This is a genomic window from Acidovorax sp. GW821-FHT09B03 (assembly GCF_059418305.1).
The window spans coordinates 50,678-69,218 of sequence record NZ_JBWKPP010000020.1; the positions used below are offsets into that span (position 1 = coordinate 50,678).

Here is an 18,541-nt window from a genome sequence, read left to right on the forward strand (position 1 = left end):
CAGCAACGGCGGATGGAGTTTGGCGCTCAGCGAAGCCGCGTAGGTGCGGCTACCGCGCTACCTCACTGGATCGGCTGTAGAATATCCGTTGCTCGCGGTCGTCGCTGGCGAGTCGATCTCGCTGTTCAGCAATTCCAGCCAGTGTGCTGCGACTGCGTTCGAACTCGCGGTCTCGGGACGGTGCGCGTTGACTTCGTTTCCGGCCAGCCCCATCCAGTACTTCGCCTCGGTCAGGTCCGGATTCAGCCCGCTGGCCAGCGCCTTGTTCCTTGCGTGAGTCTGCCCATCGGCCCAAAAGGGCGTGCAGGACAGCTCCTCGCGCAACCGTGCGCCAGCCGGCGCCATTCGCTGGTATAGCGCCCGCAGTTCGTCCGGCGTTAAAGGATCGAGCCAGTGCTTCTTTGGAGAGGCGGTCTCCGGTGCGGGGATCGATAAAGTGGCCGGTGTCGAGGTCATAGGTGAGGTTCCTGGCTTCGGGGAAAGCATTTTCAAGAGTAGCCAGATTCACGTCAATCAGGCGCTGGATGTTGCTCACGCTGTCGCCATAGACCCAGTGCAGCGGAGGAACTCCCAGCCTGGCGTCTCCGGCCACTTGCCTAGGGTGCGGTGCAAGGTGGTCTGTGGTGCCGAACTTCAAGGCACTCGACAGCATCAATTCGGCAAGTCGGCGCAGCGCCGCATCGCTCACACCCGAAGGGTCGCCAATGACGATACGACCCGTGTTGTGAGCATAGTTGGCCGCAATGCTGTAAGCCATGGCTCCGTTTTGCCCTGGCTCGAACCGCGAGAGGTCGATCCATGCGTCAGAGCGCGATGCAACCGGCGGGGGATTGACGCCTGGCCGTTCCCGGATCTCAGCGCCGGTTTCCTCATCGAGCCCATAGACCTCATGCACTGTCGGATCGCGGGTGCTGATGATCGCCACGGCGCCACTCGGCATCACAAGCATATGCTGTGTAACTTTCTCTGCATCCAGCCTGCGCTCACGGACTTCAATGCTTTGATTGTGGTCTGCCGCTATATCTGTCACCGCCACCGCAGATGATTTGGGAAATGCGAACAAGCCCTCTGCACCGCTGAGTTGCCGCAGGTGCTCCGCAGCCCGTGCCTGCTCTTGGGCACCGACTTCGTCAATCGGTGCTCGGTGTTCAGGGTTCTCTTGCTGCGCCAACCCAAATGCCAAATCCACAAGATCCATAGAGTTGAAGTCCCCCTTGTCCGTTGCCAGCTTGTTCCAGGTTGAGCGCAAGCCACCCCGCACCCGTGCAAGCCAGCCTGCAGCAGTGTTGACAGGCTCTTTGGCTGTTGGCTGGATGCGGATTTGCAGCCCTGCCTGCACTGCATACGGAAACAGTGCTTGGGCAGCGCCATATGCCGTTGCTTCCTCGCCATGCAGCGATGCCTGCATCAATCGCACGGCTTCGTCATGGATCTGGCGCTCAGTGCTGCCTTCGGTTGCTTGGGCCCAACTATCGATGGGTCCGAGCAGTTGCTGCCAGCCCGTCTCTCCCATTGCTGCTCGGCCGCGTCGATACATCAATTCGTATGCTGCTTCGGCAGCGGCTGGATCTCGTCCACTGCGAGAGGTCGTCCAGCGCGCATCCCGCAGCAGCACTGGCGCCCCCGTGCGGGCCTTGAGCACCGTGCCCGCAACGAACGCCTCGGCCTGCGTCTGCGCCATGCCGCGCAGTCGCCGGGCCACCTTGGGCATGTCCCACCGGTGCGCCAAGTCGGCCATCCAGGCAATCGTGCGGCGCACCCAGTCCGCCATTTCCCGGGTGCCCATGCCACGCTGATCAGCGTGGAGTTCCTCCGATATGTCCGCCATGGCTTCTTCCACGGCTTTTGCATGCCAATTGTTGACTGGCATCTTGACCTTGCTGGCCTGCCCGTCTTCTGTCATTCTCCAGCGCGCTGCATACTTGCGAACCAGTGGGTCCGACAAGAATTGAAGCATCGCCTGGCGGTATTCTTCAGGCTGAATTGACTGACTGAGGCCCAAATGAAAAAGTTCGTGGAATACGACCCTGAACCCCTCAACCTCGTCCCTGATTCCCTCAAGGAAAAGGTAGAGTTCCCCCCGGTATACACCGCCGGTAGCCACGGTCCCCGGTGGCGCGACAAGACCAACGACGCCAGGACTTTGCGCTATCTGTGGCGCGACCATTCCACGCATCCCCAGACCATCAAGCGCCTTGTCCACAATGCCTTGCATCTGCTGGCCCGTTATGCCCGGCCTTGGCGCCACCGGAGCTGAAGCCTCGGCAAACTCGCTGGCATATGCCGGGTTCTCCCGCTGCGCCACTGCAAACGCCAAGTCCACTAGGTCCTGGCTGTCGAAAAGCTCAGGCTTGTTCGTGAGCCTGTCCCATGCCCCACGCATGGCGGCCCGCACCCGGGCCAGCCACCCCTGCACCGAGTTGGCCGGCATCAGTGCGGTAGGCTGCACGCCCAGTTCCATCGCCACCTGCACGGCGTAGGGGAACAGCTCTTCACTGCTGTAGGTGGCCGTATCTGCGCTGTCTGGCCGCGAAGCCCGCACGCGCGCTGCGGCCTCGTCGTAGACCTGGCGCTCCAGACTTCCTTCAGGCTTGTTCGCCCAGCTGCCAATCACCTCGTGCAGTTGCCTCCACCTTGCTTCGCCCAGCACCGCCTTGCCATGCTTGTGCACCAGCTCGTGCGCGGCCACCGCCATCTCCTGGCCAGCTTCGATGTGGTCGGCTATGAGGAAGACGGTGTCGGTTTTGGTGTCGAAGAACCCCTGGGCCAAACCTGTGTCCTGCGAGCCCATGTCCACCTCGCCGACCAGGGGCTCCCAGTGCACCTGGATGTCGGCCGAGGTGGCAACCACCACGCGGCCACGGCCCTCTGCGAGCAGGCCCATGCTGTTGGTGAGCTTGGCCACGGCAGCCTTTACGGACTGCACGGTGGCGGGCTTGGAAGGCAGGTTATTGGCCCGTGAAGCTTGATCTGGCGCGCTGCGGCTGAATTGCTGGCCCGATAGGGAGGCAAGGGAAGGCTGAGAGGGCAGGGATGGGCCTGCCGACGCCGAGTCGCGTGGCGGCGGCTGCTGCAGCAACTGCCGCGCCTTGTGCACCTGGTCGAGCCCGACGAGCACGCCGCCCTTGCGCAGCAGCACGCTGTCCACTCCGCCACCCCGCAGGCGGTCGAGCAGTTGCGCTGGATCACCCTTGACCATCAGCGTGCCGTCGCGCTGCGTGTGCATGCTCACGGCGCTTGGGGCGCTCGACCCAGGTTCGCCCTCGGCGACCCTGCGCCCCCGGGTCAGCGAGAAGCCTGTGCCGCCCGTATGCACACCCTGCTGGTGCAGTGTGCGTCCGGCATCGGGCAGTGCATCACGAAGAATGCCCGCGGCCAGTGCATCGCGCACAGGCTTGGACCCTATGTCGCCCGCGTCGCCTACCGCGAAAACGCTGCCCGAGCCTGATTGGCGCATGAAGCGGCGCACGGTGGCCGCCAGGTAGGGATAGCTGCGCGTGAGGATGCTGGCTGGCGCTTCGGAGATCGCGCGCACCTTGCCATCTGCGCCGGTGCCGATGAGCGTGATCCAGCCTGGCCGCTGCATGGACTTGCCCACGATGGCGAAGTCGTCTGGCCCAGCCATCTTTTCGCCCAGTACCGCCATGGGCTTGCTGGCTTTGAGCAGCCTGTCCTCACCAAAGTCTTGGTAGCGCACCATGTCGGCAGGTTCTCTGCCTTGGTTCGCAGTGTCGATCACAGCGTACTTGTTGCTGTTGATGACAACGTGGGCCAGCAGGCCCGGCACATGCGCGCCGAGCATGCGTGTGAGTCCAACGTCCTCAGGACTGGGCGTGGGATTTCCCGATGGGTGGTTGTGCAGCAAATAGTAGGAGTCCGCCCCAGTCTGCTGCTTGATGTCGCGCATCTGGTTCACGTATTCCTGTTCGCTGACGCCAGCAGGAGCCATCGGCGTAGTTCCAGGCATGCGAGAACTTACGCCGGTGGCATGCACCACCACACCGTCCTTGACGAAGAAAACCCGGAATGTCTCGAAACGGGGATCGCGATACACCTGGGCCAGTTCGGCCAGGCGCTGCGGGCTGTTTACTTGCTCGCCGAGGAGGGCTTGGCTGCCGGCGCGTTCGATTCGCTCGGCGATTCCGAGTCCCACGAGAGTGGCGGTCCGACGCGATAAGGATGCTCCTCCACTCCGCCGCAGAATCCCCTGGCTGGTCCCTTGGTCGTCGGCTGGCTGAATTCGTCCTGCGAATCCAGATCCCACGAGAGAGGCGGTTCCAGTCGGTACGGCATTACCAGTCCCCCGCACAGAGTCCAGGGAGGTAGCACGCGAGCGACCAGTCGTGGGTCCTCGTCCATCATCAGGTTGGGTGGGCTCTTGAACGCGTCCATCGTTATCACTGTAGCCGTTGCTATGGTTTTCTGCAACGAAGTCGCTTTGGCTTGTCGCGACCTCCCTCTGCGCCACTGCAGACGTTGGGAGCGCAGCTCCGCTGCGATCTTGTGTGGACTGCGGGTTACTGAACAATTGCCGCGCCTTGCCCGCCTGATCGAGCCCGACGAGCACGCCGCCTTCGCGCCGCAGCACGCGGTCTACACCGCCGGCCCGCAGGCGCTCTTCCAACTGCACGGAATCGCCCTTGACCATGAGCGTGCCATCGCGCTGCATCTCCATGACCGGCACCGGCTGAAACGCTGGCGAGCCGTGCTCAGTGCGTGGAGCACTGACACCCGCTGTGCTGGAGCCTGCTGTGGAATTGCTGCCGGCAGTTGGCGTTGCTCCTCGGCGGGCTGCGGGTGCCGGCTGTGCAGCGGCGCTGGCCTGTGCCTGGTTGGCCGTTGCCGGTGCCGGTGCGCGCCGAGACCCGGTGCCTGCCTGTGGTTCGGCCGTTGCAGCGAGTGGCCGGCTGAGCACCTGCTGTGCCAGTGCCGCCTGGTCCACAGGCACGATGGTCGTTCCCATGAACAGCTCGGCGCCGCGCACGCCGCCTGCATGCAGGTGCGCCAGGACGGTGGCCTGGTCGCCGGTGACGACGAGCATGCCCGAGTCCAGGGCCTGGATCTGTGCCGCGGCTGTATGGCGGGCTGAGCCGTGCTGGAGGTTGGTTGGCGCTGTTTCTGTGGTGCTGGCGTTGGTTTCAGCATCTGCGGCGGTAGGTCTTGGTGCCGGTGCTGGAACGCCGGATGCCTGGGTGTTTGTGCCCGCCTGTCCTGCATCGCTGCTGACCCGCTCTTGCGGCAATGCGTCGGCGCTCTGCTGCGTGCTGCTGTGGTTGCCGTCTGTCGATGCCTGCATGGGCGCCGGGGGAGTGGCCGGTGGTGCTGCAGGGGCCGGTGCGGTCGCTGTGCTGGTGGCAGACTCCTGTGCTGGCAGGGCCTCGGCCTGGCGCAGTATTTCGGCCTCGGCCTGGGCCTTCCTTGTGGCGGTGGCGACATCCGACCAGGTGGCGTTGCCGGGCACGGGGACACCGTCGTAACCTGTTGCCGGCGCCGTGGAGGCTGGTGAAGGCGCTGGAGCAGGGGCCGGGGCGGTGGTGCTGCCGGTGCCGCTCTCGTAGGTCGCCTCTTGGGTATGGGGTGGGTTCGGCGTGGTGGACTGGTCCTGTGCCCGCGGTGCGGATGGTGCGGGTGGTGCCGTAGCGGCCATACCCACCAGCACACGCCTCCCCCCGTTCATCATCCCGCCCTGCATCACGGTCTGGGTGATGGTGTTGCCCACCTGCCTGAAGTAGTCCTCGAAGGTGGCGTTCGGGTTCAGCGCCATGCCTGCGGGGGCCCATTTGTCCACGGCGAACTGGCCGGTGGTGGTGAGCACTTCGCCGGGGATTTCCTTTTTGACCTGGTTGGCCAGGAAGCCCGCCACCGCATCCGATGGCATGCCCTGCGTGGCCTTGCGGATGGCATCCAGGTTGCCCTTGAGGCCGAACTTCTCTCCGATCACCTCGAAGGCGGCGAACGCGCCTGCGCGCCCTGCGGCCTGCTGCGGGTCGAGCCCGCGCGACTTGCCGTCGCTGTACTCCTGGCCGAACGACTGCGCGGCGATGCTGCCCATGGCAAGCAACTGGGAGGGGACGAAGCTGCCAGTCACCAGCATGGGCAGTTGCTGCGTGATGGAGGCGATGGCCCCTTCGGCATTGCGCTGCAGGTGCGTGCCGCGCTCGCCGATGGCCTGCTCCATGCCGCGCAATGAAGTGGCGCGGTCTGCGGTGCGCTGTTTCGTTGCATCGTCTGCGCCGCTCAGGTCTTCGATGAACTGGCGGATGCCCACCACCCCCTTGCCCAGGCCCAGCCCGCCCTTGGCAACGCCGCGCCCCACCACGTTGTTGAGCAGGTTGGCCGGGCGGTCTGGGTCGAAGGTCCTTGGTAGCGAAGTCGTAGGTGGAGGGCTGCACCGTGCCGCCCAGGGCTTTTACATCCTGCCCTGGCGCGACGCCCGCAGCGGCGCCTTCGTAGGCTGCGCGGCGGGCGAAGTCGGGGTGTTCGCCCTTGGCGATCAGCGTTTTGGTGCGGCCTTCTGCGCGGGTATCGAACAGGGCCGCCGTCGGCGACGCGGCGAAAATGCCCTTGTCCGCCTGTGCGAACTGAGCGGCGCGCTCGCGCGCAAGCTGGCCCTGCCATTCTGGCAAGGATTGAAGTCGCTGGCGGTCCTGCGGGCTGGCCGCATCCCAGGCGTTGTTGGCGGCCTTGCGTGTTTCGGGCCGCAGCGGCAAATCGCGGGAGGGCAGGTCTGTCGCAGGCACTGCCTCGCGCTCCAGCACACTGCCCACGCTGGCGGGCGGGGCCTTGCCGGTGGTTGGTTCGGGCTGGTTGGCCACCCAGCGTGCGGCCGCGCCGGTGCCCGGCAGCATCTGGGCCAGGGTCTTCGCGCCCGATGCCAGCTGGCTTTTCACCTCCTCCACGAAAGGCCTTGGCGCTGCCGGGGCCTGGCTGTACATCAGGCTGCGCGGGTCGTTGGGGGCGTTCAGCCTGCCGTCTGCCGGGGCAGCGGGCAGGTCTTGCCTGGCTGACTGCGATGGCGGTGGCCCTGGCACGGGCGCAGTGGCCTGGGGCCTTGCGGGCCGGGGCCTGGGCGCAACTGCGGTGGGCCGTCCCGAGGGGGCTGGCGCTGGTACAGGTGCTGGGGCGGGCATCCGTGCATCGGCCTGCGGTGGGGGTGAGAGGGGTGCAGCGGCCGGTGCCGCCAAGGCATTGCCGCCGTGGCCTTCTTCTTCCTGGCGGTAGGAAGCCAGGGCCTGGGCATAGTCGCCGCCAAACGCCTCCAGGCGCGAGCGCAGCGAGGCTGCGGTGTCGAAGATGGAGTCGACCGAACTGCCAGGGCCCAGCGCGCGCAGCACATCGGCATCCACCCCGTACTCGCGCGCGGCGGCGTCCAGGGCCGCGTCAATAGGTACTGGGCCGGGCGGCACGGGGGCGGGCGGGTCCGCAAACCACACGGACAGCGGTGTGGTGTCGTCATCGGGGGCGTAAGCCCCCCAGGCCTCATCTTGCGAGGCCAGTTGGTACAGGTTCATGGAAAGGGCTCCGCGCGGAGGTGGGTGGTACGAGACCACTCTCGCGCGCGGATCACCCGCTGGGGAGTGCCGGCATATATGCAGCGGGCACCCCCGCGCCCGCTGCTATCTACCCGGCCTTGATGTGCTCGGTGAGGAACTGCACGAAGGCCTTGCCTGCGGCGGGCAGGGCGCGGCCGGCCAGGGTCTGCACCTCCAGGTAGCGCTCGTTCATCTCGCGGTCGCGCAGGGCAATGGCCACCAGGTCCAGCGACGGCAGGCGGGTGCGCACCGAGAGTTCGCCGTAGAAGGCGATGGCCTCGGGGGCGGTGGCGGCGTAGCTCACCAGCGAGTCGGCGTGGTTGCTGGTGATGGCGGCGTTGTACTGCAGGCCCTGGCGGCTGCAGCTGGTGTCCAGCAGCTGGCGGATGGAGCTGACCGGCGTGGGCAGGGCCAGCGGGTAGGCCACCACCTGGCTGAGCGAGAGCTGGCGCTGCGCGGCCAGCGGGTGGCGGCGCGACATGACGGCCAGCACGGGGCAGGGGTGGCGCAGCTCCAGGCGGATGCCGGGCTCGGGCAGGCCGCTCAGGGTGATGCCGATGTCGGCCTCGCCGTCGCGGATGCGGCCCGGCACCTCGCCCTGGGCGCACATCTCCAGGTGGAAGCGAATGCCCTCGTAGGTTTCGCCGAAGCGCGCGATGAGCGAGGGCAGCAGGTCGTAGGCAAAGCCGGCCGCGCTGGCCACGCGCACAAAGCCCTTGCGCAGGCCGCGCAGGGCCGATATGTCGCCGAGCACGCGCTCGTTGTCCTGCTGGGCACGCTTGGCGTGCGCGGCAAGCAATTCACCGGCTGCATTGGGCACCATGCCGCGTGCCTGGCGCTCGAAGAGCAGGGTGTCCATCTCGCGCTCGAGCCGCGCCACCTGCCGGCTCACGGCCGAGGGCGCCACGTTCAGGCGCAGCGCGGCGTCCTTCACCGAGCCGGCGCGCACCACCTCCAGGAAGTAGCGGACGGCGGTCTCCTGCAGTATGTGGCTGGACATGGGGATGCTCCTATCGTTCATGTTTCCAAGCGCTTGCTCCCAGACGGCCCGTGAAACTCGCGCGGCCAGGGCCAGTGCCCCCGTGCAAGGGCCGCCCCGCCGCACTGGGGTCGTCCCCCTGAGGGGGAAGGCGCGCAGCGACTCAGGGGGCATCAAGCCCAATTGCGATTTCGGCAATCGACAATTCTAAACATTGCGCTTGTGGCACTGGGGGATGGCTTCTACCATGGCTGCGTGGCGTTTGCGTGACGCCTGACCCATGACCACCCTTGCTCCAGGAATGCTGTCCATGAAATCACCGATGTCGTTTGCGCCCCCCGCCGCCGCAGCCCGTGCCCACCGCCTGCATGCGGCCCTGTTCGCCGGCCTGGCCACGGTGGCCGCGCTGGGGGCCCTGTTCAGCGTGCCAGCGCATGCGGCGGACGCAGCCGCCTTCCCCAGCAAGCCGCTGACGCTGGTGATCCCGTTCCCGCCCGGCGGTGCCACCGATGTGCTGGGCCGCGTGATCGCGCTGCGCATGGGCAAGGAGCTGGGCCAGCCCATCGTGATCGAGAACCGTGCGGGCGCGGGCACCATCATCGGCGCGGGCTACGTGAGCAAGGCCCCGGCGGACGGGTACACGCTGCTGCTGAGCTCGGGCACCACCTTCACGGTGAACCCGGCCATCCGCAGCAACCTGCCGTACGACCCGGTGCAGGGGTTCGACCCCATCGGCATATCGGGCCGCACGGGGCTGATCCTGCTGGCCAACCAGCAGGTGCCGGTGCAAAGCGTCAAGCAGTTCGTGGACTATGTGAAGGCGGCGCCGGGCGCGTATTCGTATGGCTCGTTCGGCAGCGGCACCACGTCGCACTTTGCGGGCGAAACCATTTTGCAGGCCACGGGCCTGAAGATGACGCACGTGCCCTACAAGGGCAGCGCCCCGGCCATGACGGACCTGATGGGCGGGCAGGTGCCCTTCACCGTGGACACGGTGGCCGCGGCCATTCCGCAGCTCAAGACGGGCAAGATCAAGGCCATTGCCATCACCACGGCCAAGCGCTCGCCGCTGCTGCCCAACGTGCCCACGCTGGCCGAGTCCGGCTACCCAGGCATCGACCTGGACACCTGGCTGGTGATGGCCGCGCCCAAGGGCCTGCCGCCTGCCGTGCGCAGCAAGCTCGAAAAAGCCCTGGCCGCTACCGTGGCCGACCCCGAGACCAAGGCCAAGCTGACTGCGCAGGGCATGGAGCCGGCGTTCAGCAGCGGTGCGGCGGCGGCCGAGCTGATCCAGCGCGAACTGCCTGCGATGCGTGCCGTCGCAGCCCGTTCGAACATCACTGCAGATTGACCCCCGCGCCATGCTCGCAGCAGCGCATGGCGCCCTGAACAACACACCGAGACAACATGCCCGACATCGCTTCATCCACCACCACCCCATCCGAGTATCCCGACACCGCCAGTCGCCCTGGCGATGCGCTGGTGGAGCAATCCGCCGTGGCGCTGCGCCGGCTCATCGGGCGCAAGGAGGTCTCGCCCGTGGAACTGCTGGAGGCCTGCATCGACCGCATCGAGCGCATCAACCCCTTCGTGAACGCCGTCACGGCCACCTGCTTCGACCGGGCGCGCAGCGAGGCACGCGCGGCCGAGCAGGCGGTGGTGGATGGCACGGCGCCCCTGGGCCTGCTGCACGGCCTGCCGCTGGGCGTGAAGGACCTGGAGCCCACCGAGGGCCTGCTCACCACCTGGGGCTCGGCCATCTACCGCGACCATGTGCCCACGCAGGACATCGAGCTGGTGGCGCGCCTGCGCCGCGCCGGTGCCATCGTGGCCGGCAAGACCAATGTGCCCGAGCTGGGCGCGGGCGCCAATTCGCGCAACACCGTGTGGGGTGCCACGGGCAACCCGTTCAACCCGAACCTCAACGCCGGGGGCTCCTCGGGCGGCTCGGCCGCGGCGCTGGCCTGCGACCTGCTTCCGGTGTGCACGGGGTCCGATACCGGGGGCTCGCTGCGCATACCGGCGGCCAAGTGCGGGGTGGTGGGTTTTCGGCCGTCGCCGGGCGTGGTGCCCAGTGTGCGCAAGCCCCTGGTGTGGACGCCCATCTCCGTGGTCGGGCCCATGGGCCGCACGGTCGAGGATGCCTGCCTGCAGCTGGCCGCATCGGCCGGCATGCACGCGGGCGATGCGCTGAGCTACCCGCTCGACCCGCTGAGCTTCCTCACCCCGCCCGAGGTGGACCTGGGCCGCCTGCGCGTGGCCTATACCGAGGACTTTGGCACCTGCGCGGTGGACGAGGGCATACGCGCCACCTTCCGCGCCAAGATCGCGGCCATGCGCCACCTGTTCCGCAGCTGCGACGAGGTGAAGCTGGACCTGGGCGACGCGCACCGCTGCTTCGACGTGCTGCGCGCCGAGGCCTTCGTGGCCGGCATGCAGGCCGCCTACGACCGCGACCCCGACAGCCTGGGCCCCAACACCCGCGCCAACTACGAAATGGGCAAGCGCATGAGCCTGCTCGACAGCGCCTGGGCCCAGGCCGAGCAGACGCGCATCATCCAGGCCACGCAGCGCACCTTTGCCGACTACGACCTGATCCTGTCGCCCACCACGCCCGTCTCGCCCTTCGCGTGGACGCAGCTGTATGCCGACGCCATCAACGGCGAGCAGCAGGCCACCTACTACCGCTGGCTGGGCCTGACCTACGTGGTCACGCTGATGACGCACCCGGCCCTGTCGCTGCCTTGCGGCACGGACCACCTTGGCATGCCGTTTGGCCTGCAGATCGTGGGCGGATTTCGGCAAGACCACCAGGTGCTGGGCGCATCGCTGGCGCTGGAACGGGCGTTTGCGGCTCGGCCCGAACTGCGCCGGCCCCGGCCGGACCTGGCGGCGTTGCGCCGGGCGGTGCCGGACTTGCGCTCCATCGTGACCACGCCGCCGGTGCTGGGCTCGGCGGGGCAGGGGGCTGCCGCGTCGGTGTCGGTGGTGTAGGCGCAGTCTGGGCGCAGAAGCGGCGAGGGCGCGCGCCTCAGTACGACGTTCTCATCACCGCCTTGGCGCGCAATGCGCCCTTGCGGTTGCCAACGGTGTAGAAGACGGTCACCTCCACATCGCCCTGCAAGGCGGCGAAGAGCGAGCATCCTACCGCAGAGCCCAGGTGCACGGGTTCCAGCCGCGTTCCGGGGCCCGGGATGTGGGTTCCGTCGGAAATCCAGTCGGTGTCATTGGTCATGATGGTTTTGCGGTACCCGCCCCGTGCGGTGTGCTCCACGGACCGCCCCCCGCCTGTCACCTTCACCAGGCTGCTCATCAGCCCCTCTGGCAGGGCCTTGGCGCCCCCACGGATGCCGTACCGCGTCTGCAGATAGGCGCACGGGTCGGGGCCAGGCATGGCGTTGGTGTGGGTGTCTGCCTGCAACTGAAGGCCACTGCCCAGCCCTTCGTGCAGCGCGGCCTCCCGGATCCACTGGCTCAGCGGCCCCAGGTCGGCCACCTGCCCGGCGCTCAAGGGGCCCGCGTACAGGAGCTGCGGGGTGCCGTGGGCGTTGATGGCCAGCCGGTGGCCGCCGGGGTAGTCGCGCACGTACAGAAGATTCTTGTCGATGCCGGCTGGCACGGTGCCGGCCTGCGGGGCAAAGGTCTGCGGCAAGGTCTTCTCGGCCCAGTCGAGCACCTGCGCCGCATCGTTGGCCGGCCCCAGGCCCTGCACGGCCATGGGCGCTGCAGAGCCCTGCGGGCGGCAGATGGCGAGGTCCACCGCCGGGCCGTAGGAGGCGGGCACGCCTGGGTACAGGCCGCCAGAGACACGGCAAGGTGCGCTGCTCCAGCCGGCGCCTTCGCCCCAGCACTGCACGTAGCCGCCTTCCAGCACAGCGCAGGCTGCAGTCTTGCCCGCGCTGATGGCGATGGCCTTGGTGATGCCCACCACCAGGCCCGTGGCCGGTGTCGCAGTGCCGGGCGCCAGGCCCATGCCCACACCTGTTCCCAACTGGCCGTTGGCATTGTTGCCCCAGCACTTGATGGTGCCGCCCTCCAGCAGCGCGCAGGTGAATCCATCGCCCACCGCCACGGCCTTGGCTGGCGCGCCCAGGCCTTGCACTTCCACGGGAGTGGTCAGCGGGGCGTTGCTGGCCGGCACGCCCAGCTCGCCGTACTGGTTGCTGCCCCAGCAGGACACCTTGCCAAACCCGCGCAGCACGCAGGCATGGCCGGCGAAGAGGGATACATCCACGGCGTCCGTGATGCCCGGCACGGCGCGCGCCGTGCGCGGGTCTTCGGCGGCACCCGCCAGGCCGCTGCCGGCGCCCACGCAGATCACTTTGCGGTCATTGGGCACATCCATCACGCCGCAGGTGCTGGCCCGGCCGGCAGCGAGTTTTGTCATGGTGTCCATGCCCTCCACGCGCACGGCCTCGGCCGTGGTGGTGGGTACCGCGCTGCCGATCTGCCCCTGGCTGCCGTCGCCCCAGCAGAACACCTGCAGCTCACTCGTGCGGGCACAGCCGTGCCGTGCGCCCACGGCGATCTGGGAGATCTGGCGCAGGCCGCTGAGCGTGTAGCCCCACGGGGCCTGCAGGACCGGATTGCCGAGCTGCGAGTACGCATTGCTGCGGCCCCAGCATTGGACCGAGGTGCCCGTCAGCGCGCAACTGAAGTCCTCGCCCACGTGGATGTCCTGGGCGCGCGCCTCGTACGCCAGTGGCGCCATGGGCAGCGTGCCCCAGCAGGTGGCGACGCCGGTGTCGGCCACGGAGCAGCCGTGGCTGGTGCCCATGCTGAGGGTGGTGGCCATGGCTGCCGGCGGTGCGAAGGCGGTGGGCAGCACGACAGCGGCGCCTGCAAGCAGCCGCAAGAGAATCGGGGAGGCGTGGCGCATGTTGTCGTTCATGGTCTGGTCTTTCGCGGCAGCGCCTGCCTACACCGTCGGGCTCGGGATGACCTTGACCCGGGTGCGCAACTGCCCCTTGCGGTTGCCCAGGGTGTAGAAGACGGTCAGGTCCACGTCCAGGCCCAGGGGATTGAAGCTGGGGCACGCCGACGTGCGGCCGAACAGCACCGACTCTTCCTTCATCCCGGCGGGAATGGGCTCGCCCGGCTGGCGCGTGCGCTGGGAAATCCAGTCGGTCTCGGTGGTCAGCACCGCGATGCGGTAGCGGTTGTCGACGGGGAATTCCATGGATCGGCTGCCGCTTTCCACCCGCACCGAGGTGGTCACCAAGCCTTCAGGCACGCTGTTCGCCCCGCCGCGGATGGCGTGGGGAATCTGGAACCCGTTGCACACATTGCCGAAACTGATCTGGACGATGTAGGGCATGGCCTGCATCTGCAGGCCGCTGAGCCGGCCCTCGTCCAGGCTGGCCTCGTTCAGCCACCGGCTGAGCGGGCCCAGGTCGGCCAGTTGCCCTGCGGTCAAAGGCCCAAGGTACAGCAGGTGCGGTGTGCCGTGCACGTTGACGCCCAGCGTGTGGCCGCCCGGGTACTGGCGCAGGTGGAACAGGGTATCGCCCGAATCCGGGGCGCTGGCGCCCTGGGCTGGGAAGGCCCCCGGCATGGTCTTCTCTGCCCAGTCCAGTACCTGGCCCGCATCGTTGGCCGGCCCCAGGCCCTTGACGGCCAGGGGTGCGAACGAGCCCAGCGGGCGGCACATGGCGATGTCGACAATCGGGCCGTAGCTGGCAGGATGCTGCGGGTAGATACCGCCCAGCACGCCACAGGTGCCGTTGCCCCAGCCCGTGCCCTGGCCCCAGCACTGCACATAGCCACCCTGCAGCACGGCGCAGGCGGCTGTCTGCCCGGCGCTGATGGCGGTGGCATCGGTGATGCCGGTGACCAGGCCGGTGGCAGCCCCACCGAGGGCCGTACCCAGCTGGCCGCTGGCGTTGTTGCCCCAGCACCTGATGGTGCCATTGACCAGCAGGGCGCAGGTATAGCCACTGCCCACGGCGACGGCCTTGGCGGCGGCGCCCAGGTTGGCGACCTCGACGGGGGTTGTCTGCGCGCCGCTGCCGGCCGGTATGCCCAGCTCGCCAAAGCGGTTGCTGCCCCAGCAGGCCACCCGGCCCTCTCTGCGCAGCACGCAGGCATGGCCGTCGAAAAGGGAAACCTCCAGCGCATCGCCGATGCCTGGCAACTCGCGCGGCGTGCGCGGTGCATCGGCTGCGCCGGCCAGGCCGCTGCCGGCGCCCACGCAGAGCACGCGGCCATCCTCCTGTACCGCGCAGGTGGCGCCGTTGCCTGCGGCAACGTGCACCGCCTTGGCCAGCCCGGGGATTGCGGTGGCCCGGGCCACCGCCGTGCGTGCAGGCTCGCCGAGCTGCCCCTGGCTGGCATCGCCCCAGCAGCGCAGCGATCCGTACAGCAACGCACACGCGTGCCGTGCCCCCACGGCAACCTGGTCGGCCTGGTCGAGCCCCTCCACGAACTGCCCGGTCGGCTTCGCGGCGGCCGTGCCCAACTGCGAAAATTCATTGTTGCCCCAGCACCGCACGGAGCTGAGCACCAGTGCGCAGCTGAAGTCGCGGCCCACCTTGATGTCCTTGACCACATAGGGCGCCTGGTCCTGCACCGGCAGGCTGCCCCAGCAATTGGCCTGGCCCGTGTCAGCCACCGAGCAGCCGTGGGTGGTGCCCATGCTCACGGTCGTGGCCATGGAGGCCGTTGGCGTGAAGGCGGTGGCCAGCGCCAGTGCTGCAAGGGCGAGCACCCTGCGCGCAAGCCGCGACAAAAGGGGCTGGGTGGGTCGGTCGTTCATGGTCCTCAACCTCTCGCAGTGTTTTCGGGCCATTCTAGGAATGCAGGCCCGCGGCGCCTGTGGCTGCGGTCACAGGCGCCATGTAACGAAATGCGCCGCAGGCGCCCTAGAATCCGCCTCAACAACGACGATGCCAAGCCTGGGAGGGTACCGAGCATGAGTTACACGCTGCAACTGTGGGAAAAGCCAGTTGACTGGCCGTGGCCGACCACCAAGAAGGAGGCCGATGCGCAGTTCGAGCGCGTCAGCGACAGCCCGCCGCCAGGGCAGAACCCCAAGTTCCTGGAGTGGGGCCGGGCGCTGCAGGAGCGCTACCCCGAAGCGATGGACGTGTGGCTGGACGGCAGCGAGGACGGTGTCACCGAAGACGCCACGCTCGGCTTTGGCATCAACACCCGCACGGAGCATTGGGACGCGGCCTTCAACCTGGCGTGGGAGCAGGCCACCCTGCGGGGGCTGAGCCTGTACGACCCGCAAAGCGGCGTGCACTACCTGGGCAATGGCGACGTGCCCGAGGAGCCGGACCTGCAGGTGCGCTTTGCCGTGCAGGCACGCGAGCGGGGCGACGATGCCAGCGCCTGGGCCGAGTACCGGCGCTGGGCTGCGCGTGGCAACCCGCACGCGCTGTACGCCATGGGCCGCGCGCTGCGCTTTGGCACCATGGGCCAGCGCCGCCACTTCGACCTGGCAGCCGCGCTGCAGGTGACGGGCGCGCACGATGCACCGACCCGGCAGGACGCGCAGGCCTTTTACGAGCGCTTTCCCATCGAGGCGAAAGGGCGCATACAGACCCTGATGGCGCGGCTGAAATCCGCATCGGGCGACATGCTGCTCACGATCGTGGACGGCGAGCGCAAGGCGCTGGACGACGCCTTCACGCACAACGAGCAGATGATGCTCTACACCAGAAAGCGTATTGAAGCCGCAGACGCTCTGGAGGCCATCGCCCTGCAGGGCCATGAGGTGGCAGCGTTCCAGTATGCGCTGGAGGTGGTGATCGGTTGGGAGGAGCCCAACTACGAGAACGCCCGCTACTGGTGCCAGCGCGCGGTGGACTGGGACCACGAACCCGCCAAGCGCCTGTTTGCACTGATGCACGAACGCGGCTGGGGCGGCCCTGTGGACATGGCCCTGGCCGCCAAATGGAACGCCGCAGCCAAGGAGCAGTGGCAGCGGGAACAAAAGCAGCGGCAGGCGAGGGAAGCCGCCGAATCCCCCGGCGGGCTGAGCCTGGCGCCCATGGCACCGTCGGCGCCGGCCATGGCTCCCGTGGTGTGGACCGGCTCGGTAACGCGCGACCTGGTGGGCTGGTTCGCCCGTGAGGGCAACCCCCATGCCGCCTTCCATCTGGGCACGTCCGATCAGTACGGCCGCGACGGCGGGTTGGTGAACCTGGCGCAGGCCCGCGACTGGTATGCCCAGGCGGCGGAGGCCGGCCATGCCGACGCCACCTACAACCTGGGCGTTTTCATCGAGGACGGCACCGGTGGCCCCAGGGATGCGCAGGTCGCCAAGGCACTCTTCATGCTGGCCAATACACGCGGCACCACCAGGCGCGTGGATGACCTCAAGATCGCGCCCCACGAGCAGGGCCCCGTGCGGGCCCTGGTGACGGCCCTGCGCGAACCGGGCCGCCTGCGCGCCGTGCTGCGCGAGAAGGGGCTGGGGGCCGGTGCATCGCCGGCAGTGGCAGGCATGGGAGGCAGCGCGGGTACCGCCGTTGCCGGTGGCGCCGCCGCGGCGCTGTCGGCACCGGACTGGGGCCGCACTGGCGGCGCAGCCGCTGCGCCGGCGACCGCGGCCCCGCAGGGCCCGGCCCCCGCTCACTCGCGCGGCCGCATCGACGACCGCGAGGCGGAGGACGACCCTGCCGACGACCCCAGGTACCGCAACACCACCTTCTCGCTGCACCTGGGCCATCTGGCCCTGGTCATCGGCGCGGCCAACGTGGTGCTGTTGATCCTGTTCTTCAAGGAAGGCGCGAGCTTTCGCCGGGGCATGGCCGTGATGGGACTGATCGCGGCCTTTGGTGCCTGGCGCACCGGGCGCGACTTCGACTGGGCGCCCGCCGCACGCGCTGCGGTGGCGGTGGTTGCGGCCATCCCCATCGTGGGCATGGCGGTGAGCGTGTGGATGCTGGTCCGGGCGTTTCGCGGGCGGGTGTAAAAAAAACCTGTTCAAAAAGATCTTGAACAGGTTCTAAGAGCGCCAGCAGCGTGCGCGGCAGAAGGAGCATCGGCTGCAAGGCCCGACAAACCGGTCTCGCCGGGTACCACCTCTGGCGCCCAGGGGCCCACCCTGGGCAACCGGCACATGCATGCCCGGACGCCGCGGCGCCCGGGATGCGTTCATTCAGGCCGGTATCAGGCCAGTGCCTTGCCGAATGTGGCGAGCAGGCGTGTCCAGGCGCGATCGGACTGGGCAGCATCGTAGACCCGCGAATCGGAAGGGCACCAGCCGTGAGCGGCGGGATAAACCTCCACCTCGGCCTGCAGCCTGGCGCTGTCGAACGCGGTGCGCAGGCTGGCCTTGGCCTCGGGGTCCTTGGTGTCGTCGTTCTCGGCAATCGCAATGAGGTATTGCGCCTTGGTCTGCGCCACCAGGCGGTGGGGGCTGTCAGGCGCCGGCGTCACCATGGCGGCGCCATGGAAGCTGGCTACCGCACCCACGCGGCCCGAGGACACCAGGGCCGTGCGCACCGCAATCGGCCCGCCCATGCAGTAGCCGGTGGTACCGAGTTTGCGGGCCTTGTCCACTTCGGCCTGGGCGTCGAGCCAGGCCACGAAGGTCTTGCCGTCGCTCAGGTGCATGGCGGGCGTCAGGGCCTGCATCAGGGGCAGCACTTCGGCAATCGGCGTCTGGCCGCCCTGGGGGGCGGTAGGCGCCTTCTTCTGCCGGTAGAAAGGGTTGACGACGAGCACGCTGTAGCCCGACTCGGCCAGGCGCTTGCCCATCTGCCGGAAGGCCGGGCGCAGGCCGAACACATCGGGCCATACCAGCACACCGGGGGCCGAGCCCGACGTGGGCGCGACGAAGTAGGCGTCGCAGCTTCCGTCCGGCGTGGTGATGGTCACCTCACGCTCTGCCACCGCTGCAGCGTTGGCCACCGCAGGCAGGGCGGTCAGCACGCCGGCCGACGCCGCCCACGCGGCAAAGTCGCGGCGGGTGTACTTGTGGAGATCGTCATGGTCATTCGAATCGCACATGGTGGTCCAGCTCCTTTTCGGTCAAAACAGTTGCGGCAGGGCGTGCCATGGTACGTGACAACCAGGAATG

General features: G+C 68.1%; 8 protein-coding genes. 3 read left to right on the plus strand and 5 right to left on the minus strand.

Going from position 1 to position 18,541, the window contains the following annotated elements; genetic code table 11:
• Window positions 1-49 precede the first annotated feature (49 nt).
• Together AC07PA_RS27060 and AC07PA_RS27065 are read right to left on the minus strand one after the other, a co-directional pair.
• Entirely contained in the window at window positions 50-6,268 is a 6,219-nt protein-coding gene (locus AC07PA_RS27060; RefSeq protein WP_494609399.1) for a JAB domain-containing protein, read from the minus strand.
• A 1,352-nt stretch (window positions 6,269-7,620) separates the two neighbouring features.
• The gene (locus AC07PA_RS27065; RefSeq protein WP_007855313.1) at window positions 7,621-8,532 is read right to left on the minus strand and encodes a LysR family transcriptional regulator; all 912 of its coding nucleotides are present in this window, start codon (window positions 8,530-8,532) and stop codon (window positions 7,621-7,623) included.
• A gap of 289 nt (window positions 8,533-8,821) precedes the next feature.
• Between AC07PA_RS27065 and AC07PA_RS27070 the strand changes: the two genes are divergently transcribed.
• Complete coding sequence (locus tag AC07PA_RS27070; RefSeq protein WP_494609398.1) at window positions 8,822-9,862, plus strand: Bug family tripartite tricarboxylate transporter substrate binding protein; 1,041 nt, start codon at window positions 8,822-8,824, stop codon at window positions 9,860-9,862.
• A 56-nt stretch (window positions 9,863-9,918) separates the two neighbouring features.
• Window positions 9,919-11,505 (plus strand): amidase, encoded by a 1,587-nt coding sequence (locus tag AC07PA_RS27075; protein ID WP_494609397.1) that lies wholly within the window; start codon window positions 9,919-9,921, stop codon window positions 11,503-11,505.
• Window positions 11,506-11,542: 37 nt separating this feature from the next.
• Here AC07PA_RS27075 and AC07PA_RS27080 read toward each other — a convergent pair whose 3' ends face one another.
• Window positions 11,543-13,402: an RCC1 domain-containing protein gene (locus tag AC07PA_RS27080; protein ID WP_494609396.1), complete on the minus strand. Its 1,860-nt coding sequence runs from the start codon at window positions 13,400-13,402 to the stop codon at window positions 11,543-11,545.
• A 27-nt stretch (window positions 13,403-13,429) separates the two neighbouring features.
• Window positions 13,430-15,265 carry an RCC1 domain-containing protein gene (locus tag AC07PA_RS27085; protein ID WP_494609395.1) on the minus strand — a complete coding sequence of 612 codons (1,836 nt, stop codon included), beginning with the start codon at window positions 15,263-15,265 and terminating at the stop codon, window positions 13,430-13,432.
• A 156-nt stretch (window positions 15,266-15,421) separates the two neighbouring features.
• Here AC07PA_RS27085 and AC07PA_RS27090 point away from each other — a divergent pair, with 156 nt between their 5' ends.
• Window positions 15,422-17,431, plus strand: a complete 2,010-nt coding sequence (locus AC07PA_RS27090) for a tetratricopeptide repeat protein (protein WP_494609394.1) — start codon at window positions 15,422-15,424, stop codon at window positions 17,429-17,431.
• Between the two features lie 197 nt (window positions 17,432-17,628).
• Here the strand turns inward: AC07PA_RS27090 and AC07PA_RS27095 are convergent, their stop codons facing one another.
• Entirely contained in the window at window positions 17,629-18,471 is an 843-nt protein-coding gene (locus AC07PA_RS27095; RefSeq protein WP_494609393.1) for a dienelactone hydrolase family protein, read from the minus strand.
• Between the last annotated feature and the right edge of the window lie 70 nt (window positions 18,472-18,541).